Genomic DNA, 15,636 nt, shown 5'->3' on the forward strand with positions numbered 1-15,636 from the left:
TTTGTATTATAAAACCAAAGGAGGAAATAAATTGTTTAATTTCACAAAGAAAAAAGTATTGTCTTTAACTTTGGCCACAGCACTTGGAGCGATTAGCGTAGCATCCGTTTCCGGAGCAGCTTTTTTTGACTTCTCTGCAAGAACTAGCGTTACTGGAACTTTAACGGCTAAAGCAAGCTTTACCCCATCGGCTTCGACTACAGGGGTGCAAGGTCTGAGATTAGATCCTGATAAACATGTCAAGCAGTCTTGGGTAAGAATCACCGAAGGCGCCTATGACTCCGGGATTGTAGGTTCTTACACCGCAACTAGTACGTCTGATACAAATACTTATTCCGCAACCACATCGAAATTCAATAGTCCCTTTTACGATGCAGTATCAGACTACGGATGGAAATATTTTTAAAAAATAATTTATTAACAACTAAATAAACAAGACTCTTCTTTCACCTTGGAAGAGTCTTGTTTTATTCTGGAGCGTGTCTATATGTATTTGATCAAAAGATCGCTTTATTTAATTATTTTTTACATAGCCGTCGCGCTATTTACTTGTCTTTCTTTTTCATCTTTGCTCACCTCATACGCCGATACTAAAGTTATACAGAATGGATTGACGAAAAATGCGGTTCAATTGGCTATTGGTCCTGGTAGCGGTGGTGCTGTTTCCAGTTTGACCCATGAACAACTTATCGAACGTCTCGAAGAAAAAAGTGAGTCGTTCGTGTTATTCAAAGACGAAGATAATTTGTACGCAAAGTCTACCTATCTGCACCATGCTAGACTTCCGCTTCTTGCCGATTCTGGTGGTTCGAAAAGTCCCGAGCTTTTTCCTGAGAACCATGTCATTCTTGACGACAGCCTGATGACTAGCACGACCGTTCGCGATGGTAAACGACTCTTTTTGTATCAAGGGCGTTCTTACGAAGTCTTGGACTCTTTCGTCTGGGTGAACAAATATATGTACCGGGACAGCAATATTTTTGTCTCTTTAGATCTAGAACGACCTGCTTATGGCACTTTTTTCATTGACGGGATTTCCGAATCTGACCTTGACCATCTGTTCAGTGAATGGAACTCGGAACGTCCTGCAGATTTTGTATATACTATACGGCCTGCTGTTTCCGGTTTTTTGGATCGATTGGCACTTGCTCTTAGAGATCAAGCATTTATCGTCGGAGTATTCGGAATCTGTATGTTGCTCATGATGGTCAGCACGTTAGGGACGACGTTATCATGGGTCCAAGCCAAGAAAGATGAAATTCAAGCTCGTCATTTGGTTGGAGCAAGCTCTGTACAGCTCCGATTTTGGCTGCTTCGACAGTATAGTTGCATCTTGCTACTTAGTTTTGTTCTCGGCAATATACTCGCCTGGTTGATTGCTAAATGGGGGGTTTTTGATTCATTGATTCGGGAAGTCACATTATTCGGTAGTTTCGTTTCTCTAATATTCTGCTTCGTGATTGGCACATTGACTGCCTTAATCTCGACTGCTCGCTACGATAAAAGAATGCGAACAAGAAAGAAGGGCACCCTCTCATGATGAATCAAATTCGTTATTCTCTTCAAGATTTGTGGAGGCATCGGGTGAACTCCATTATCCTTTTATTAGAAACAATCATGCTCCTCGTCATCGTCAACCTCATTGTATGGAGTTTAAACGATGCGCAAAACATGAAAAATGAAATTCAGCGCCTTAACGAAAGCCAAGAAATCTATGGTCTTATAGATTTTACAACCAGAATGCGCCAAGAAGAGCTTTTCCAAAATGATTCATCCATTCCAAGGCTCAAAAAATTATATGATTTGATCTATGAAAATGATCAAGTTAAAGCTTTTCCTTTATATTCATCAAATATTGAATTTCAAAAATCTTCTTTCGGGAACTCTGGTTTTTTAAGCACTTCGGAAACTAATGTTTCTATCCCTTTTCTATATGCAAACGATCGGTTCTTTGAGTACTTCAACATTTCACCCGCAGAAGGCAAAAGTTTCGATTCAACCGATTATGAAAAAAACTCGGATATCGTTCCGATTCTGATTGGAAGCGACCTAACTTTCAAATTCAAAATAGGCGACATTCTAGAACCGATTGGCGGATTAAGATACCAAGTCGTCGGCGTACTTCATGAAGGAAGTTCCTATATCGATATTATGGCGAGTCGCGACTTCAAAAATCTTGACAAAATGATTATTCTTCCATTCAACAAAAATCTGTTTGTGTCTCCAATCGATCACAGTGCAATTATATCTAGAGCCTATCTGACGGTAGATGATCCATCTGCTTTGAGCGAAATTTTACAACGTTCTGCCGAAACCGATACTCTTTCCTTTGCTTTCAAAAGCATGCTTCATCAGTCTAAATTCGTCGCTCAAGACAAAGAAAAGATGCTTCAACTTCAACTGCTTCTGTCCAGCTTGATTCTAATCTTTACGTTCATTACAGTGACGGTGTCTTATTTGCAATTCATCGAAAAACATATTTACGAGTTTGGCGTTCATATCCTCTCGGGTGCGACGCCAAAAGATCTGATGATCAGGCTTGGCGGACAATTTGCATTACTCTTGATTTTAAGCAATCTGCTGGTTCCAAATCTACTTCGTGCATTCGCCAACTTATCTGTATCGGTCGCCGCTAGCGCATTATTATGCGTCGTCTTTTTGATCCTGCCGATGCTGCGATTAGGCCGAATGCCAATGACTTCCATGTTAAAGGGGCGAAGCCGATGAATATCATTGAAATTGAGAATTTGAATAAAATATTCAAAACTCGGCAGAATCATTTTCAAGCTTTGAACGACCTCTCCCTGACAATTGCAAAAGGCGAAATGATTGCAATTATGGGCACCTCCGGTTCTGGAAAGACAACACTTCTTAACATTTTGGGCTGTATCGACCATGCTAGTAGCGGTAGCTACCGCCTCAATCAGAAATTGATCGAAGGGAAGTCTCTCCAAGCCTTGGCCAGCATCCGAAACCGTGATCTCGGGTTTGTTATGCAGGATTTTGCCTTGGTAGACCACTACTCGGTACAAAAAAACGTATTACTCCCGTTAAACTATCTCAAAGACCATAAACTACGCAAAGAACGAGCTGCCCGTCTTCCTGCTTTATTAGAAAAATTGCATATTCGTCACAAACAAATCGAAAAGGTGATGAATCTGTCAGGCGGACAAAAGCAGCGCGTTGCAATTGCCAGAGCCTTGATCAACGAGCCTGAAGTCATTTTGGCGGACGAACCAACTGGGGCCTTAGATCAGAAGACTTCCCAGGAGATTATCCAGTTACTGCGCGCAATCAATCAAGAAGGTAAAACGATTGTGATCGTCACGCATGATCCGAATATTGCAGCTTGTTGCGACCGCATGGTAAGAATCGAAGATGGAAGGATTATCGAAGATACAAAGTTGATCCTTTCTGTGTAAATACGGATTTTGAAGACTCAAAAGAGACGCTCTCCCTTTTCCGGAGAGCGTCTCTTTTACTTATATGACTGCTTTTTATTTCGAAGCTTCGTAAGCCGCCAGGAATTCCTTAACCTTGGCCGGGTCCGCCGTCAACACATTGCCGGTGTCGACAAGCGGGCTAACCGTCGAAGCGGCTTTGATCTTGTTGCCTTCGTAGAATTGCAGGATTTCGTCCTGGTTGATCGAGTACAGAACCGCTTTGCGCAGATCGGCGCTTGTGCCGACCGGACGGTTTTCCGCCGTATTGAACAGCAGGTACGTCACGCCGTTGCTTTCCAGCGTTTGCAGTTGCAGCTTCGAATCGCTTTCGACGACCGAGAACTTCGTTTCCGGCACGCCGTAGTACGAGTAGATTTCGCCGCTGCGCAGAGCTGCCAAAGCGCTGTCCGCGTCGGCGATAAAGCGCAGGTCGATGCTGGAGATAAGCGGTTCGTTTTCCGTACCCGGCATATAAGCAGGGTTCTTGACGAACTTCGCGTCGTAGTCGTTTTTCTTCGTCAGGATGTAAGGACCGCTGGCATACAGCGTATTATCGTAAGCCGCGCCTTCCGTTACCGTGTTCTGGTCGCCGTAAGGAATGTCTTTCGTCACGTCGAATTTGGCTACGTCATACGTATTGATGCTTTCGACTTGCTTTTTCGATACGATACCCGCCGATTGGTGAGCCAGGTAGTTCAGGACTTGCGGGAAAGGCTCAGTCGTCGTCAATTTCACCACTTGATATTTACCTGCGGCATTGTCGGCTTGCGTCTTGTCTTCGACCAGTTCGGAGATCGGAGCTTCCAGACCGGCTTCGAGCGCTTCGCGGATACTGCCGCCGCTTGTCGATTTCGCGGAATCCAGCGAAGCCAGATCCGTCACTGTTTCGACCGTGTTGATATGCTCGTGCAGCGAGTACGTACGGTGATCCGGCACGGAGTCTTTGTTTTTCGCGCGATCCAGAGCGAAAATCACATCGTCCGCGCCTACGCGTTCGCCGGTGTCTACGGCTTTGTCGCCTTCGACTTTGGCAAAGTTAATATCGTCGCGCAGGATAAAGTAGTAGTCCGAGTTGCCGTCGGCGATGCTGAAGTTGCGCGACAGCGAACCGTCGGAAGTGATCTTGTCGTCGTCCGTCAGGTTGATCAGGCGCACGTACATGTTGGTGTTGATCGTATTGATCGAACCGTCGTTGCCTTTGATCGGGTCAAGCGATGTCAGCGTGGACGCCGCTTGCGTAATCAGAAGCGGATCGGTCGCGTTTTTCGCCGTGTCGTTGAAAGAGATGTCTTCCCAAGCCAGAGCCCGGGATTTGGACAAGCGAACGGATTCCGGATTCAGAATCTCTTTGTTGATCGCTTGGCTCTTCAGCGAGATGTACAGCGGCGCGATATAGGCGTTGTCGAACACGAGCTTTTGCTCCAGTTCTTTGTACGTCGCGACATAATCTTCCGGCGATTCCGTCGCCGCTTTGTCGATCAGCGAGTCGATTTCGGAATCGGCCAGGATGCTGTAGTCCCCGCCTGTTTTGAACAACGAACGCACCGCGTAGTCCGGGTTGCCCGTTACCGTTGTCCAACTGGACAAGGCAATATCATAGTTGCCCGCATCCTGCTGCGACTTGAAGCTGCCGTAGTCCGGTTGCAGGTTCAGCTTCACGTTGAAGCCGTTTTTGGTCAGTTGGTCGCGGATGATGTTGACGTCGGATTCTTGCGACGTCATCGCCAGCAGCTCGATATCCACCGGAGTGCCGGTCGTCGTCGTTTCCGCGGTTGTCTCGCCTTCGGTTTCGGTCGTCGCCGCCGGAGCAGCCGTATCGGATTTCGTTGTCACCGACGAGCAGCCTGCCAGTACCAGCAATAAAGACAGCAGCAGGACGGTCAGCGTTTGGGTAAATTTGTAAGATTGACGCATGTTTTTCTCCCCCTTTGTATGTGTAGAGCTATTACCTTGCCAACTCTTAATCAGAGGATTACGTTTTAGCAAGGCGTAACCTTACTTTTAGTATCGACAAGGTATATATATTTGGTCCAAAGCCTTTCAGACGTATGCGTGACGAACGTTTAATCCAGCTTTGGATCGAGCGCATCCCGCAGTCCGTCGCCCAAGAAGTTGAACGACAGAACCAATGCGATAATCGCCAGACCCGGATAAACGGCCAGATAAGAGTTCGTTTCCAGATACGCGCTGCCAAGCTTCAGAATGTTACCCCATTCCGGAATGTGCGGTTCTACGCCAAGCCCCAGATAGCTGAGACTGCTTGTCGAGATCACGGCCGTGCCGATGGTCAACGTCGCCTTGACGATCATCGGAGCCATCGAGTTCGGTACGATATGCTTGAAAATGATCGACAGATTGCCGGAGCCAAAAGCTCTTGCCGCGTCGACGAACTCATACGTGGATACCATCAGCACATTGGCTCTCATCGTCCGGGCGTAAGTCGGGATTGCGCCTACGCTCAGTGCGATAATCAGGTTGACCGTATTCGCGCCGAAGGCCGCAATGATCGCAATCGCCAGCAGAATACCGGGAATCGAATACAGAATATCGAGCGCCCGCATGATGATGTTATCCGTGCGCCGCCCGTAATAACCGGATACCGCGCCCAGAATCCCACCGATAACAAAAGGAATGATCGTGGACACCGCGCCGACAATCAACGAGATCCGGGCACCGAACACGATACGCGAGAACAAATCGCGGCCGAAGTTGTCGGTACCGAGCGGATAAGCCAGAGTTGGTGTCTGAAGAATCGCGCTGTAGTTGTTTTCCACCGCCATGCTGTAGTCGAAAGTAAACAGGCTACAGACAGACAACGAGAACAGGAAGAAAATAAAGAACATCCCCAGCATCGACGTGGTACCTCTCGATAACCGATCGATCGCATCTTCCCATCTTGGCGAAGCCGGCGATTTCTGACTGCGGATTTTCGCCAGAAGAACGATACCCAGCAAGAGTGCGAACAGATTGCCTGTTGCCGTCGTCAGGATCAACGCGAACGCCAGCCAAACCATTTTCGGCGGTACGTGATTCCTTTTTACAAAAGCCGCAATCAGGATCAATGAAAGGAACTGAAATCCCGCCACAATCATCAGCACCAGCATGCCCAGCGGGAACGTATCCGCCACGTAAGGCTTGAACAGGTTGAGCGCCGAGATTCCAATAACCCCGATCTGCGTCATGACCATATACCCGGCGAATACGTATTCTGGCGTCTTGACCTTCTTGACAAGCTGGAAAGCCGCTGCCGTCGCGAATACGTTCCCCGTCGCCAAGCTGAGCAGCTGCACCCAGCCAAGCGCTCTTGTCCGGCCACGAATAGCACCTACCGTAGCCAGATCATGCCGAATCAATAAGGAAATTACGATCTGTACCCCTGTGAAAAACGCATAGGCCGCCGCGATCGTCAACACGCCGGACTTGATCGCGCCTGTGCCGTAGTCGAACGAATTGGCGAGTAGAACCAGCGTCAGCAACAACGAAGATATCCAGGCAAAGCCGGATTGCGCGTACTCCGACGAAGCGCGTGTGCCTCCGCCGAGGCCAGCATCAAGCCCCGACGAGGAAGAACCTGCGGCCGAAGGCTCGGTAACCGATAACTCGGACATATCGCATAACCCCCTTTTTCTCTAGGGCGTGTAAGCAAACTCCGCCGGAAGCAGATTTTGCTGAATTTTCGTTCTCGGCAAGGAACTTTTTCGCAGGCGTGCCGGGGCACGTCAAGGAAAAGTAACGCCGCAGAGGGCGAAAAGGCAGCAAAAGATGCACGTCGCCTGAGTTTGCGTATACGGCCTAGTATTGCTTCATCTTGGTGCGGATTCTCGGATCGATAAACGCGTACAGCACGTCGATGATCACGTTGACGAGCGAGATCGCGATTGCCGTGTAGACGACGCCGCCCATCACCGCCGGAATATCCGGAACGAACTGTTTATCCACGATATAGCTGCCGAGACCGCTAATATTGAATACTTTCTCCGTAATGGCCGCTCCGCCCAGCATGCCGCCGAACTGAAGTCCCACTACCGTAACGATCGGAATAAGCGCGTTGCGAACGGTATGCTTCATTAATACGGTACGTCGTCCAAGCCCTTTGGCTTTGGCGGTCAGGATATAATCTTCGTTCATGACTTCCAATGTCGAAGAACGGGTCATCCGTGCTACCGCTGCCGTTAATCCCGTACCCAGTACGATGACCGGCATAATGAACGACAACACATTGCCTGGCGTGTAGGTAGCCGGCAGCCAACCCAGCTTGATCGAGAAGCCGAGGATAAACACCAGGCCCTGCCAGAAGTTCGGAATAGACAAGCCGATCAGGGCAATAAACATAAAGCTGTAATCGAGCCAGGAGTTACGGCGTGCCGCCGACAGAATGCCGATTGGCAATGCGACCAGCAGAGCCAGCACCAGCGAGAAGGAAGCCAGCATCAGCGTAACCGGGAATTTTCGCATGATAGTGGAAGCAACGTCTTCGTTGCCTGCAAACGATTTGCCGAGATCCAGCGTCATGACGCCGCGGATATTGTCCCAAAGCTGAACGAGATAAGGACGATCCAAGCCGTAGATTTGATTGAATGAGTTAATCTGTTCCTGCGTAGCTGTTTCTCCGAGGATATTCGCCGCCGGGTTCATCGGGGAGAGGTTCAAAATCGTAAAGACCAGCGCCGATACGCCGACAACCACGAACAGAGTCATGAGCAGCCGCTCGAATATGTATTTCGAATAGGCATTGCTATACAATAGCATCAGAACGAACATCGGAAAGCCGATCACGACGGCAATGGCTGCAAAGACCGGATTGGCGACCAGTGATTCGAATGTCGCGGCGTAGTCGTTTCTCGGAATATTTCCGCTACGCGCACGTTCAGCCGTGATCTCGTCCGCCTTGGCTCGAAGCCGTTCCTCCACTCGCTGGTCAACCTCGCGCTTAGTCTCCGCCTCGCTCGGCCGTTGCTTGAAAAACCGCTGTTTGTCAGCCAACTGCCGAGCAAATTCGGTTCGCAGCTCTTGTTCGACGCCGGATGCTTTCAACTCCCGAAGTACCGTAGCGCGCAGTTGCGCGTACCCTCCGCTACCGCGGCGAGCAAGCCATACAGCAAGCACAATCAAATTGGCCGGGGCTCCGAGCAATAATAACCAGAAGCGGTAACCGGGAATGCCCAGCATTTTACGATATAAACGTCCAATCGGCATATGCCAGGACGAATGTTGGTTTTTTTCAGCCGCCTCCATAAAAAACTTGCCTCCTAAAACGTTGCAAATGTATAATTTCTTCATACCGATTTAATTCCGATTAATATACTCGTATTTATAAGTCGTATTTTAGGGGTCAAGCTCCTATAAAGTCAAGGTATACCGAAAACATTTTTGGAAATGGAATATAATGGATGAGATAACGGGGGCCAACGGGGATGGAAAAACTGTTGCAAGTCAGCAATTTACGCGTATCGTTCGTGGCACGCGAGACCGAGACGGAAGCGGTGCGCGGCGTCAGCTTTGAATTGAACAAAGGGGAAACGCTCGGCATCGTCGGCGAATCGGGCAGTGGCAAAAGTGTGACGGCTCGCGCGATCATGCGTTTGCTGCCCGAAGCCTCCTCCCGCGTCAAAAGCGGAGAAGTGATGTTCCTCGGCCAAAATCTGGCGCAAAAAAGCAGAAAAGAAATGGAAGCCATTCGCGGACGGGATATCGGCATGATCTTCCAGGACCCGATGACTTCGCTGAACCCGACACTGCGCATCGGCGAACAGATCGCCGAGACGCTGCGCAAACACCGTAAAATTTCCAAGCGCGAAGCGAAAACGGAAGCCGTCGAGATGCTCAAGCTGGTCGGCATCCGCGATCCGGAAACGCGCTTCAACCAATATCCGCATGAGTTCTCCGGCGGCATGCGCCAACGCGCCATGATCGCGATCGCTCTCGCCTGCCGCCCGTCGCTGCTAATCGCCGACGAGCCGACGACTGCGCTCGACGTGACGATCCAGGCGCAGATCCTGAACGTGATGAAGCAGATGCAGGAAAAGCTAGGCACGGCGATCGTGCTCATCACGCATGACCTCGGCGTCGTCGCCGGAATGTGCGACCGCGTCGTCGTCATGAAAAGCGGCGAGATCGTGGAAGAAGGCCGGACAGAAGACATTTTTGCCAATCCGCAGCATCCGTATACGAAAAAGCTGCTGAACGCGCTGCCGCGTCTGGATGAGCCGAAAAAGCCAAAGCGCGGAAGGACGTTCCAAGCCGATCCGTCGGACATCGGAACGAATGCCGTAGACGCAAACGGAGTCGTCCGCAACAATGAAGCAGCGAACGGCGATTCTGCCTCGGCAGGCGCCGTCCACGTTCCGGGCGACGCGCCGAATGCGGCTGCCCGGCCGCTGCTCGAAGTCCGCTCGCTCCAGCAACATTTCAATCTGGGCAAAGGCCGTACGCTTCGCGCCGTAAACGATATCAGCTTTTTTATCCGCGAAGGCGAAACGCTGGGCATGGTCGGCGAATCAGGCAGCGGCAAGTCCACGACAGGTCGCGCCATTCTGCGCCTGCATGAACCGACTAGCGGCGACGTCTTGTACCGGGGCATGGCCGTGAACCGTCTATCCGCCAAAGAAATGAAACTGATGCGCCGCGAGATGCAGATGATTTTCCAAGACCCGTATGCTTCGCTCAACCCGAGACTGAAGGTGCTGGATATTATCGGCGAAGCGATGGACGTGCACGGGCTGACAAAGGATGCCAATCAGCGCCGTGCGCGTGTCGAAGAATTGCTGGAGATGGTCGGACTTGATCCGGCGTTCGCGCTGCGTTACCCGCACGAGTTTTCCGGCGGCCAGCGTCAACGGATCGGCATCGCCCGCGCGCTGGCGGTCGAGCCGAAATTCATCGTTTGCGACGAACCGCTGTCCGCGCTGGACGTGTCGATCCAGTCGCAGATTGTGACGCTGCTCGAAGACCTTCAGCAAAAGCTGGGTCTGACCTATCTGTTCATCGCGCACGACCTGTCGATGGTGAAGCATATCAGCGACCGCGTCGCGGTCATGTATGCAGGCAAAATCGTCGAGTTGGCGGAAAGCGAAGAGCTGTACAACAATCCGCAGCATCCGTATACCCAGTCGCTGCTGGCGGCGATTCCGGTTCCCGATCCGACGATCGAGTCGAAAAAGAAACGGACGCTGCTGGAAGAAGATCACGGCGAAGACAAGTACGGGTTGGAAGGTTCGGAGTTGGTCGAGGTATCGCCGGGGCATTGGGTAGCGGTGCAGGCGAAAGAACTGGCGGGGGATTGAACCTCCTTGAAAAAGTGCCGACGGACCGCGGATTGTTGCGAAGAGGCGGCGAGCAAACGGAGTGCGCTGTTGAATATTCACGTTTGGGTAAGAAATAAATACGGATCTCCAGTTATTTCTTCGCCAAACGAGCATTTTCGCTAAATACCTGCATATCTCCAGTTAAATTCCGCTGTTCAGCCTGTTTATGCGATCGGATGAAGATTTAACTGGATTTTGGGCGTTAATTTTGATGCTGCTTATCCTGTCGCGATATTAAATGTAGTTTTGCAGTTAATCATGTGGATTTTTCAGTTAAGCATAAATTAAAAAGCTTGAGCTGCGGGCCTCGACCCCAACTCAAGCTTTTTTGCGTGTTCTTTTGTGATTCGTCGTTATTCGTTGTGATCCGTCGCCGTTCCGGTCGCTTTCCGACTTTTAAGCCAACGTCCGCTCCACCACCGTTTTCCCGGCCGCTGCTTTCTTCACCATCCCGCGCGCGATATGCACGCCGGCCGCTCCGGCTTGTGCCAGGCCGCGGGTGATACCCGCGCCGTCGCCGCCGCAGTACAGGCCACGGATTTCCGTTTCCAGCGTCTCGTCCAGTTTCGGACGGGCGGAGTAGAACTTCGCTTCCACGCCGTAGAACAGCGTATGCTCGGAAGCGATACCCGGCGTTACTTTTTCCAGAGCTTCGACCATCTCGATCAGGCTTTTCATCGTGTTGTACGGCAGGACGAGTCCCAGATCGCCCGGAACGGCTTCTTTGAGCGTAGGCTCCAGGAAGCCTTCGCGAATGCGTTCCGGCGTGGAACGGCGTCCGCGCAGGATGTCGCCGTACTTCTGCACGATCACGCCGCCGCTCGACAGATCGTTGGCGCGTTCGCAGATCTCGCGGGCGTATTCGTTCGGCTTGTCGAACGGATCGGTGAATTTGTGCGACACGAGCAAAGCGAAGTTCGTGTTCCGCGAACCGAGCGCCGGGTCTTTGTACGAGTGCCCGTTCGCCGCCATAACGCCGCTGTGATTCTCCACAACGACGTGCCCCGACGGGTTACTGCAAAACGTTCTGACGCGCGTACCGACCGACGTGTTAAATACGAATTTGCCTTCGTACAAATGCTCGTTGATCTGGCGCATGACGACGTCCGACGTCTCGACGCGCACGCCGACGTCCACCTGGTTGTTGGTCAGCTTGAGGCGGCGCTTTTTGAATACGTCCGATAGCCAGGCCGAACCGTCGCGGCCCGGCGCGATCATGACGCGCGGCGCTTCGAACTCTTCCCCATTTTTCAGTCGAATCCCCGTAACGGTGTGCTCGCCGCCTTCTTTTACCGTGATCAGGTCTTCGACTTCGGCCTTGTATTTCATCTCGACGCGCGGCTTCAAATACTCGAAGATCGATTTCAAAATCTCCAAATTCTGCTCGGTACCCAGGTGGCGGACTTCCGCACGCAGCAGCTTCAATCCCGCCGCATACGCATTTTGCTCGATATCGCGGATCACGTCGGTCGTCGGATCGGTGATCGACTCCGTCGCTCCGTGTTCGAGGTTGATCGAATCGACATATTGGATCAGCTCCAATACCTGCGAAGGCGCAAGATAATCCGTCATCCAGCCGCCGAACTCTGTCGTGATATTGAACTTGCCGTCGCTGTACGCGCCCGCGCCGCCGAAGCCCGCCGTGATCGAACAAGCCGGCAAACAACCTGCGAACTCTTTGCGTCCCGCTGCCGGAGGGCAGAACTGGACTTTGTTTTCCAGGATCGGGCAGCGGCGCTTGTAGATATCGTGGCCTTTGTCGACCAGCAGCACTTTCCAGTCCGGGGCTTGGCGGGTCAGCTCGTAGCTGGCAAAAATGCCCGCAGGGCCCGCCCCTACGATAATACAGTCGTATTTGTTGGAGCTTGCGGCGTTCTGTTCGTTGGGTTCGAGCGTGATGGAATCGGTCATGATCGGTCGTATCCTCCTCTGATGGGCGCATACCGTGCTTCGGATTTTCGGTAGCCGAACGCGCAAAAAAGCCCGGCTCCCGGCAGGTATGCGAAAAGCATCCTATCCGTAGCCGGGACTTTACGGTTCCCTGGTAGAGACTCCTGAACCTTATCTTCAGGAATATACGAATGATTATATGGTCAAAGATAATATTGTTCGCCTTTTAACAAAACTTATCATAACCAATCATTCGGATGTAGTCAAGTTTATTATTCGGTATTTTGCGTTTATTTATATAATTATTTTCAAAAAAACAAATTAAGTTGACTATTTCCGAACATTAAAAAACGAAATATAATATTCTGTTTGTCTCGTTCACGATTTGCAGATCAAACCCCTTTAGCTACCGCACAATCTCCAGCATCGAATCCTGCCATTTTCCCAATTCATCCGGCTGACCCTCACTTCGCATAAACTGCACAATCAAGCGCTGCTTATCGCCACTTCGATCCAAGGTATACACCAATCCCACGCTTTCAGCTATACGCGAGCCGCCTTTTGCCTCAAAATCGCGAAACCGCAGCTGATCCAGCAGAGCTTCCCGCTCCGTTTCCGCCAATTCCGGCTGAAGCACGGTCGTCACATAACGAACAACCTCGGAATCAGCAGGATTCTCAGCAATCCTTCCGGACGAATCACCCAGTTGGAACACAAGCTCACGCAAAATCCCGCTTTCATTATCGCTCCAAGCTGTATAACTGTAACCGGACGCCGACTCGCCGAAGTTCTGCCGGGTCTCATTCAGACGCGGCAATGCCCCTTGCAGCGTTTGGCCGTCTTTGTCGGCTACCAAAATCGCGACATCTTCGCTGTTTGCGTTCGCTTCCCAGCGGCTGCGAAACTCGTCGTATGTCAGCGGCAGCAGCGGATCGGCAATTCCTTCCGGCATATCATCAACATCGATGCCAGCCACCGCTAGCTCGCGCGCATAGGGAGACGTACCGTTGCCGGCCGTTGAATCTGTTGGATGTTGTCCCGTTTCCCCCGTGACACCAGCCGTATAATCAGTCCCCGTAGCTCCCCAATTCGTGAACGTATCCGTTTGTACCGTCAGCACCGCCGCCAACGCGATCGCTACGCAGCCAGCTCCGATCCCGCCGCCCGTCCACAAACGCCGACGCCTTTTATTCATCCGTGCTCGCTTGGGTTCCTCTTCCGGTTCTTTGGTCCAGGAGCGTATCCCCGTCAAAATCCCGCTGCGAATCTCTTCCTTCCGCTGCGCGCTCAGCTTCGGAATATCCACCAATCCTTTTCCCGGCTCCCGTCCGCTGCCTCCCGTCGGTCCGTTAGTCCCCATCACTTGCTTCTCCCCCGATCCATTGTTGAAATTCGCCGTTTTTGCGCAGGACGCGCAGCGCCCGGTGGCTGACCGTTCGCACCCTCGCCTCGCTACAATCGAGCAAAGCCGCCGTCTCCTTCACGCTCAGTTCTTTTTGATACAGGAAAAAAATCACTTCCCGATGCGCCGGCTTCAATGCTTCGAGCAGCCCCCATACCTTCTCCCGGCGTTCTTCCGTCAGCGCGGCGCGTTCGGGTTGGTCCGAAGCAGGCGCTTCTTCTTCTTTATGCGACAAAAATCCCGTCAACGGCCACCTTCTGCGGCGCACCGCATCCAATGCCGCGTTGCGCGCGATCGCCGTCAGCCACGTTTTCGGCGACGATTGCCCTTTGAAGCTATCCAGATTCCGATACGCCTTGATAAAAACCTCCTGCAAAATATCCTCCGCCTCGCTCCCCCGGCTCCCCAACATAAAGTACAAATACTGATGAATGTCTTCATAATACAGCTCGAACCACTCGGCGATCCGGCGCTCCCCTTCCGACGTGTAAGCCTCGCCTGTATTGTCGAAATCCGAATGCTCGCCTGGCTTCGGTACAAGAAACGGTTTCCCGTCTCCACCCCGTTCCCGCTCAGCCAAGACAACTCCCCCTCTCTGTTTTCTTTTTCTATTAGACGTGCCAGTTGCGGAAAGTATGTCACAATCGAACGGACGCGGCAGGAACTTTTTTCAACCCTGTCGAATCTCTCTAGCTGTGAAAAGGAGGCGGCCGCATGCAAGTTCGTTTATCCGATTATACCCCTGACTGGACGCAACGATTCGAGGAGGAATCCGAATTTTTGCGCAGCGTGTTCGGACCGGAGGTTGTACAGTTCGAGCATTTCGGCAGCACATCCGTTCCCGGCATGAAAGCCAAACCCGTCATCGACATGCTGGTCATCGTGCGCGATATCCAGTCCGTTGATGCGCGCAACGAACAGATGGCTCAACTCGGCTACGACGTCGCGGGCGATTGGGGCATTCCGGGGCGTCGGTTGCTACGAAAAGGCGGAGAGGAACGCACCCACCATATCCATTTTTACGAATCCGGCAACCCCCAGATCGCGCGCCACCTGATCCTGCGCGATTATCTGCGGGAGAAGCCGGACGAAGTGCGTGCCTACAGCGATCTGAAAGAACGGCTATCCTCGCAATTTTCTGAAACAAGCGGCTACAGCCCGGCGAAAAAAGGCTTTGTCGGTCAGTTGGAAAAACGTGCGTTGGCGTGGGCGGCAGAGTCCGGAAGATACGCAGAGTAAGGAGCGCGCATGCGCAAACAGCCCGGACTCCGGTCCGGGCTTTCGGCTTTGCAGGCGAAAAATTTTAAGAACGTAATAAAGAAGATGAAATTTTGATCCTCCAACTACTTTTTAGAAATTGAAATTTTAAATACAATTTTTCTTCCTCATAAAATCATATAAATTGCACTCACAAACTCATCAAATCCTTCATAAAATACTAAGGAGAAAGATTTTTAAACAAAAATCTAATTTATTTTTCATCATTTATTGTAGTACATTGACTGCAATCGACTTAATTCACTTATTTTTTCGTTATAAAAGCCAATCTGTCTATTTTCATCTATAAACCATTTTTCAGATATATGAGTTTCAAAAT

At 51.1% G+C, this 15,636-nt stretch carries 12 protein-coding genes and 1 riboswitch; of the genes, 6 read left to right on the plus strand and 6 right to left on the minus strand.

Features of this window, described 5'->3' with window-relative positions; translation table 11 throughout:
• From WKI47_RS25725 to WKI47_RS25740, 4 genes are all read left to right on the plus strand, one after another.
• A partial coding sequence (locus WKI47_RS25725; RefSeq protein WP_340230069.1) for a hypothetical protein occupies positions 1 to 406 on the plus strand: 406 nt, incomplete at its 5' end.
• An 81-nt stretch (positions 407 to 487) separates the two neighbouring features.
• Positions 488 to 1,540, plus strand: a complete 1,053-nt coding sequence (locus WKI47_RS25730; RefSeq protein ID WP_340230070.1) for an ABC transporter permease — start codon at positions 488 to 490, stop codon at positions 1,538 to 1,540.
• 44 nt (positions 1,541 to 1,584) lie between these two features.
• Positions 1,585 to 2,727 (plus strand): ABC transporter permease, encoded by a 1,143-nt coding sequence (locus WKI47_RS25735; RefSeq protein WP_340230072.1) that lies wholly within the window; start codon positions 1,585 to 1,587, stop codon positions 2,725 to 2,727.
• A complete protein-coding gene (locus WKI47_RS25740; protein WP_340230073.1) occupies positions 2,724 to 3,422 on the plus strand; it encodes an ABC transporter ATP-binding protein in 699 nt (232 codons plus the stop codon). Before WKI47_RS25735 ends, WKI47_RS25740 begins: the two co-directional genes overlap by 4 nt.
• Positions 3,423 to 3,497: 75 nt before the next feature.
• Here the strand turns inward: WKI47_RS25740 and WKI47_RS25745 are convergent, their stop codons facing one another.
• The 3 genes from WKI47_RS25745 to WKI47_RS25755 form a co-directional block, all read right to left on the minus strand.
• Positions 3,498 to 5,357: an ABC transporter substrate-binding protein gene (locus tag WKI47_RS25745; protein ID WP_340230074.1), complete on the minus strand. Its 1,860-nt coding sequence runs from the start codon at positions 5,355 to 5,357 to the stop codon at positions 3,498 to 3,500.
• Between the two features lie 149 nt (positions 5,358 to 5,506).
• A complete protein-coding gene (locus WKI47_RS25750; RefSeq protein WP_340230075.1) occupies positions 5,507 to 7,051 on the minus strand; it encodes an ABC transporter permease in 1,545 nt (514 codons plus the stop codon).
• Positions 7,052 to 7,235: 184 nt separating this feature from the next.
• On the minus strand, positions 7,236 to 8,678 hold the full coding sequence (locus WKI47_RS25755) for an ABC transporter permease (RefSeq protein WP_340230076.1): 1,443 nt from the start codon (positions 8,676 to 8,678) through the stop codon (positions 7,236 to 7,238).
• Between the two features lie 179 nt (positions 8,679 to 8,857).
• Between WKI47_RS25755 and WKI47_RS25760 the strand changes: the two genes are divergently transcribed.
• Positions 8,858 to 10,726 carry an ABC transporter ATP-binding protein gene (locus WKI47_RS25760; protein ID WP_340230077.1) on the plus strand — a complete coding sequence of 623 codons (1,869 nt, stop codon included), beginning with the start codon at positions 8,858 to 8,860 and terminating at the stop codon, positions 10,724 to 10,726.
• A gap of 417 nt (positions 10,727 to 11,143) precedes the next feature.
• Here the strand turns inward: WKI47_RS25760 and WKI47_RS25765 are convergent, their stop codons facing one another.
• From WKI47_RS25765 to WKI47_RS25775, 3 genes are all read right to left on the minus strand, one after another.
• Complete coding sequence (locus tag WKI47_RS25765) at positions 11,144 to 12,658, minus strand: NAD(P)/FAD-dependent oxidoreductase (protein ID WP_340230078.1); 1,515 nt, start codon at positions 12,656 to 12,658, stop codon at positions 11,144 to 11,146.
• Positions 12,659 to 12,747: 89 nt separating this feature from the next.
• Positions 12,748 to 12,848, minus strand: a riboswitch (purine riboswitch).
• A 195-nt stretch (positions 12,849 to 13,043) separates the two neighbouring features.
• Positions 13,044 to 13,997: a hypothetical protein gene (locus tag WKI47_RS25770; RefSeq protein WP_340230079.1), complete on the minus strand. Its 954-nt coding sequence runs from the start codon at positions 13,995 to 13,997 to the stop codon at positions 13,044 to 13,046.
• A complete protein-coding gene (locus tag WKI47_RS25775; RefSeq protein WP_340230080.1) occupies positions 13,987 to 14,619 on the minus strand; it encodes a sigma-70 family RNA polymerase sigma factor in 633 nt (210 codons plus the stop codon). The genes WKI47_RS25770 and WKI47_RS25775 overlap by 11 nt, the downstream gene beginning before the upstream one ends.
• Before the next feature lie 134 nt (positions 14,620 to 14,753).
• Here WKI47_RS25775 and WKI47_RS25780 point away from each other — a divergent pair, with 134 nt between their 5' ends.
• The gene (locus tag WKI47_RS25780) at positions 14,754 to 15,278 is read left to right on the plus strand and encodes a GrpB family protein (RefSeq protein WP_340230081.1); all 525 of its coding nucleotides are present in this window, start codon (positions 14,754 to 14,756) and stop codon (positions 15,276 to 15,278) included.
• Positions 15,279 to 15,636: the final 358 nt, after the last annotated feature.

Source organism: Saccharibacillus sacchari (assembly GCF_037722395.1).
GTDB lineage: Bacteria > Bacillota > Bacilli > Paenibacillales > Paenibacillaceae > Saccharibacillus > Saccharibacillus sacchari_A.

Bases quoted from the DNA above. Each gene is read 5' to 3' on its own strand.
- WKI47_RS25730 (WP_340230070.1), top strand. From the start codon at position 488: ATGTATTTGATCAAAAGATCGCTTTATTTAATTATTTTTTACATAGCC.
- WKI47_RS25740 (WP_340230073.1), top strand. From the start codon at position 2,724: ATGAATATCATTGAAATTGAGAATTTGAATAAAATATTCAAAACTCGG.
- WKI47_RS25745 (WP_340230074.1), bottom strand. From the start codon at position 5,357: ATGCGTCAATCTTACAAATTTACCCAAACGCTGACCGTCCTGCTGCTG.
- WKI47_RS25750 (WP_340230075.1), bottom strand. From the start codon at position 7,051: ATGTCCGAGTTATCGGTTACCGAGCCTTCGGCCGCAGGTTCTTCCTCG.
- WKI47_RS25755 (WP_340230076.1), bottom strand. From the start codon at position 8,678: ATGGAGGCGGCTGAAAAAAACCAACATTCGTCCTGGCATATGCCGATT.
- WKI47_RS25760 (WP_340230077.1), top strand. From the start codon at position 8,858: ATGGAAAAACTGTTGCAAGTCAGCAATTTACGCGTATCGTTCGTGGCA.
- WKI47_RS25765 (WP_340230078.1), bottom strand. From the start codon at position 12,658: ATGACCGATTCCATCACGCTCGAACCCAACGAACAGAACGCCGCAAGC.
- WKI47_RS25770 (WP_340230079.1), bottom strand. From the start codon at position 13,997: ATGGGGACTAACGGACCGACGGGAGGCAGCGGACGGGAGCCGGGAAAA.
- WKI47_RS25780 (WP_340230081.1), top strand. From the start codon at position 14,754: ATGCAAGTTCGTTTATCCGATTATACCCCTGACTGGACGCAACGATTC.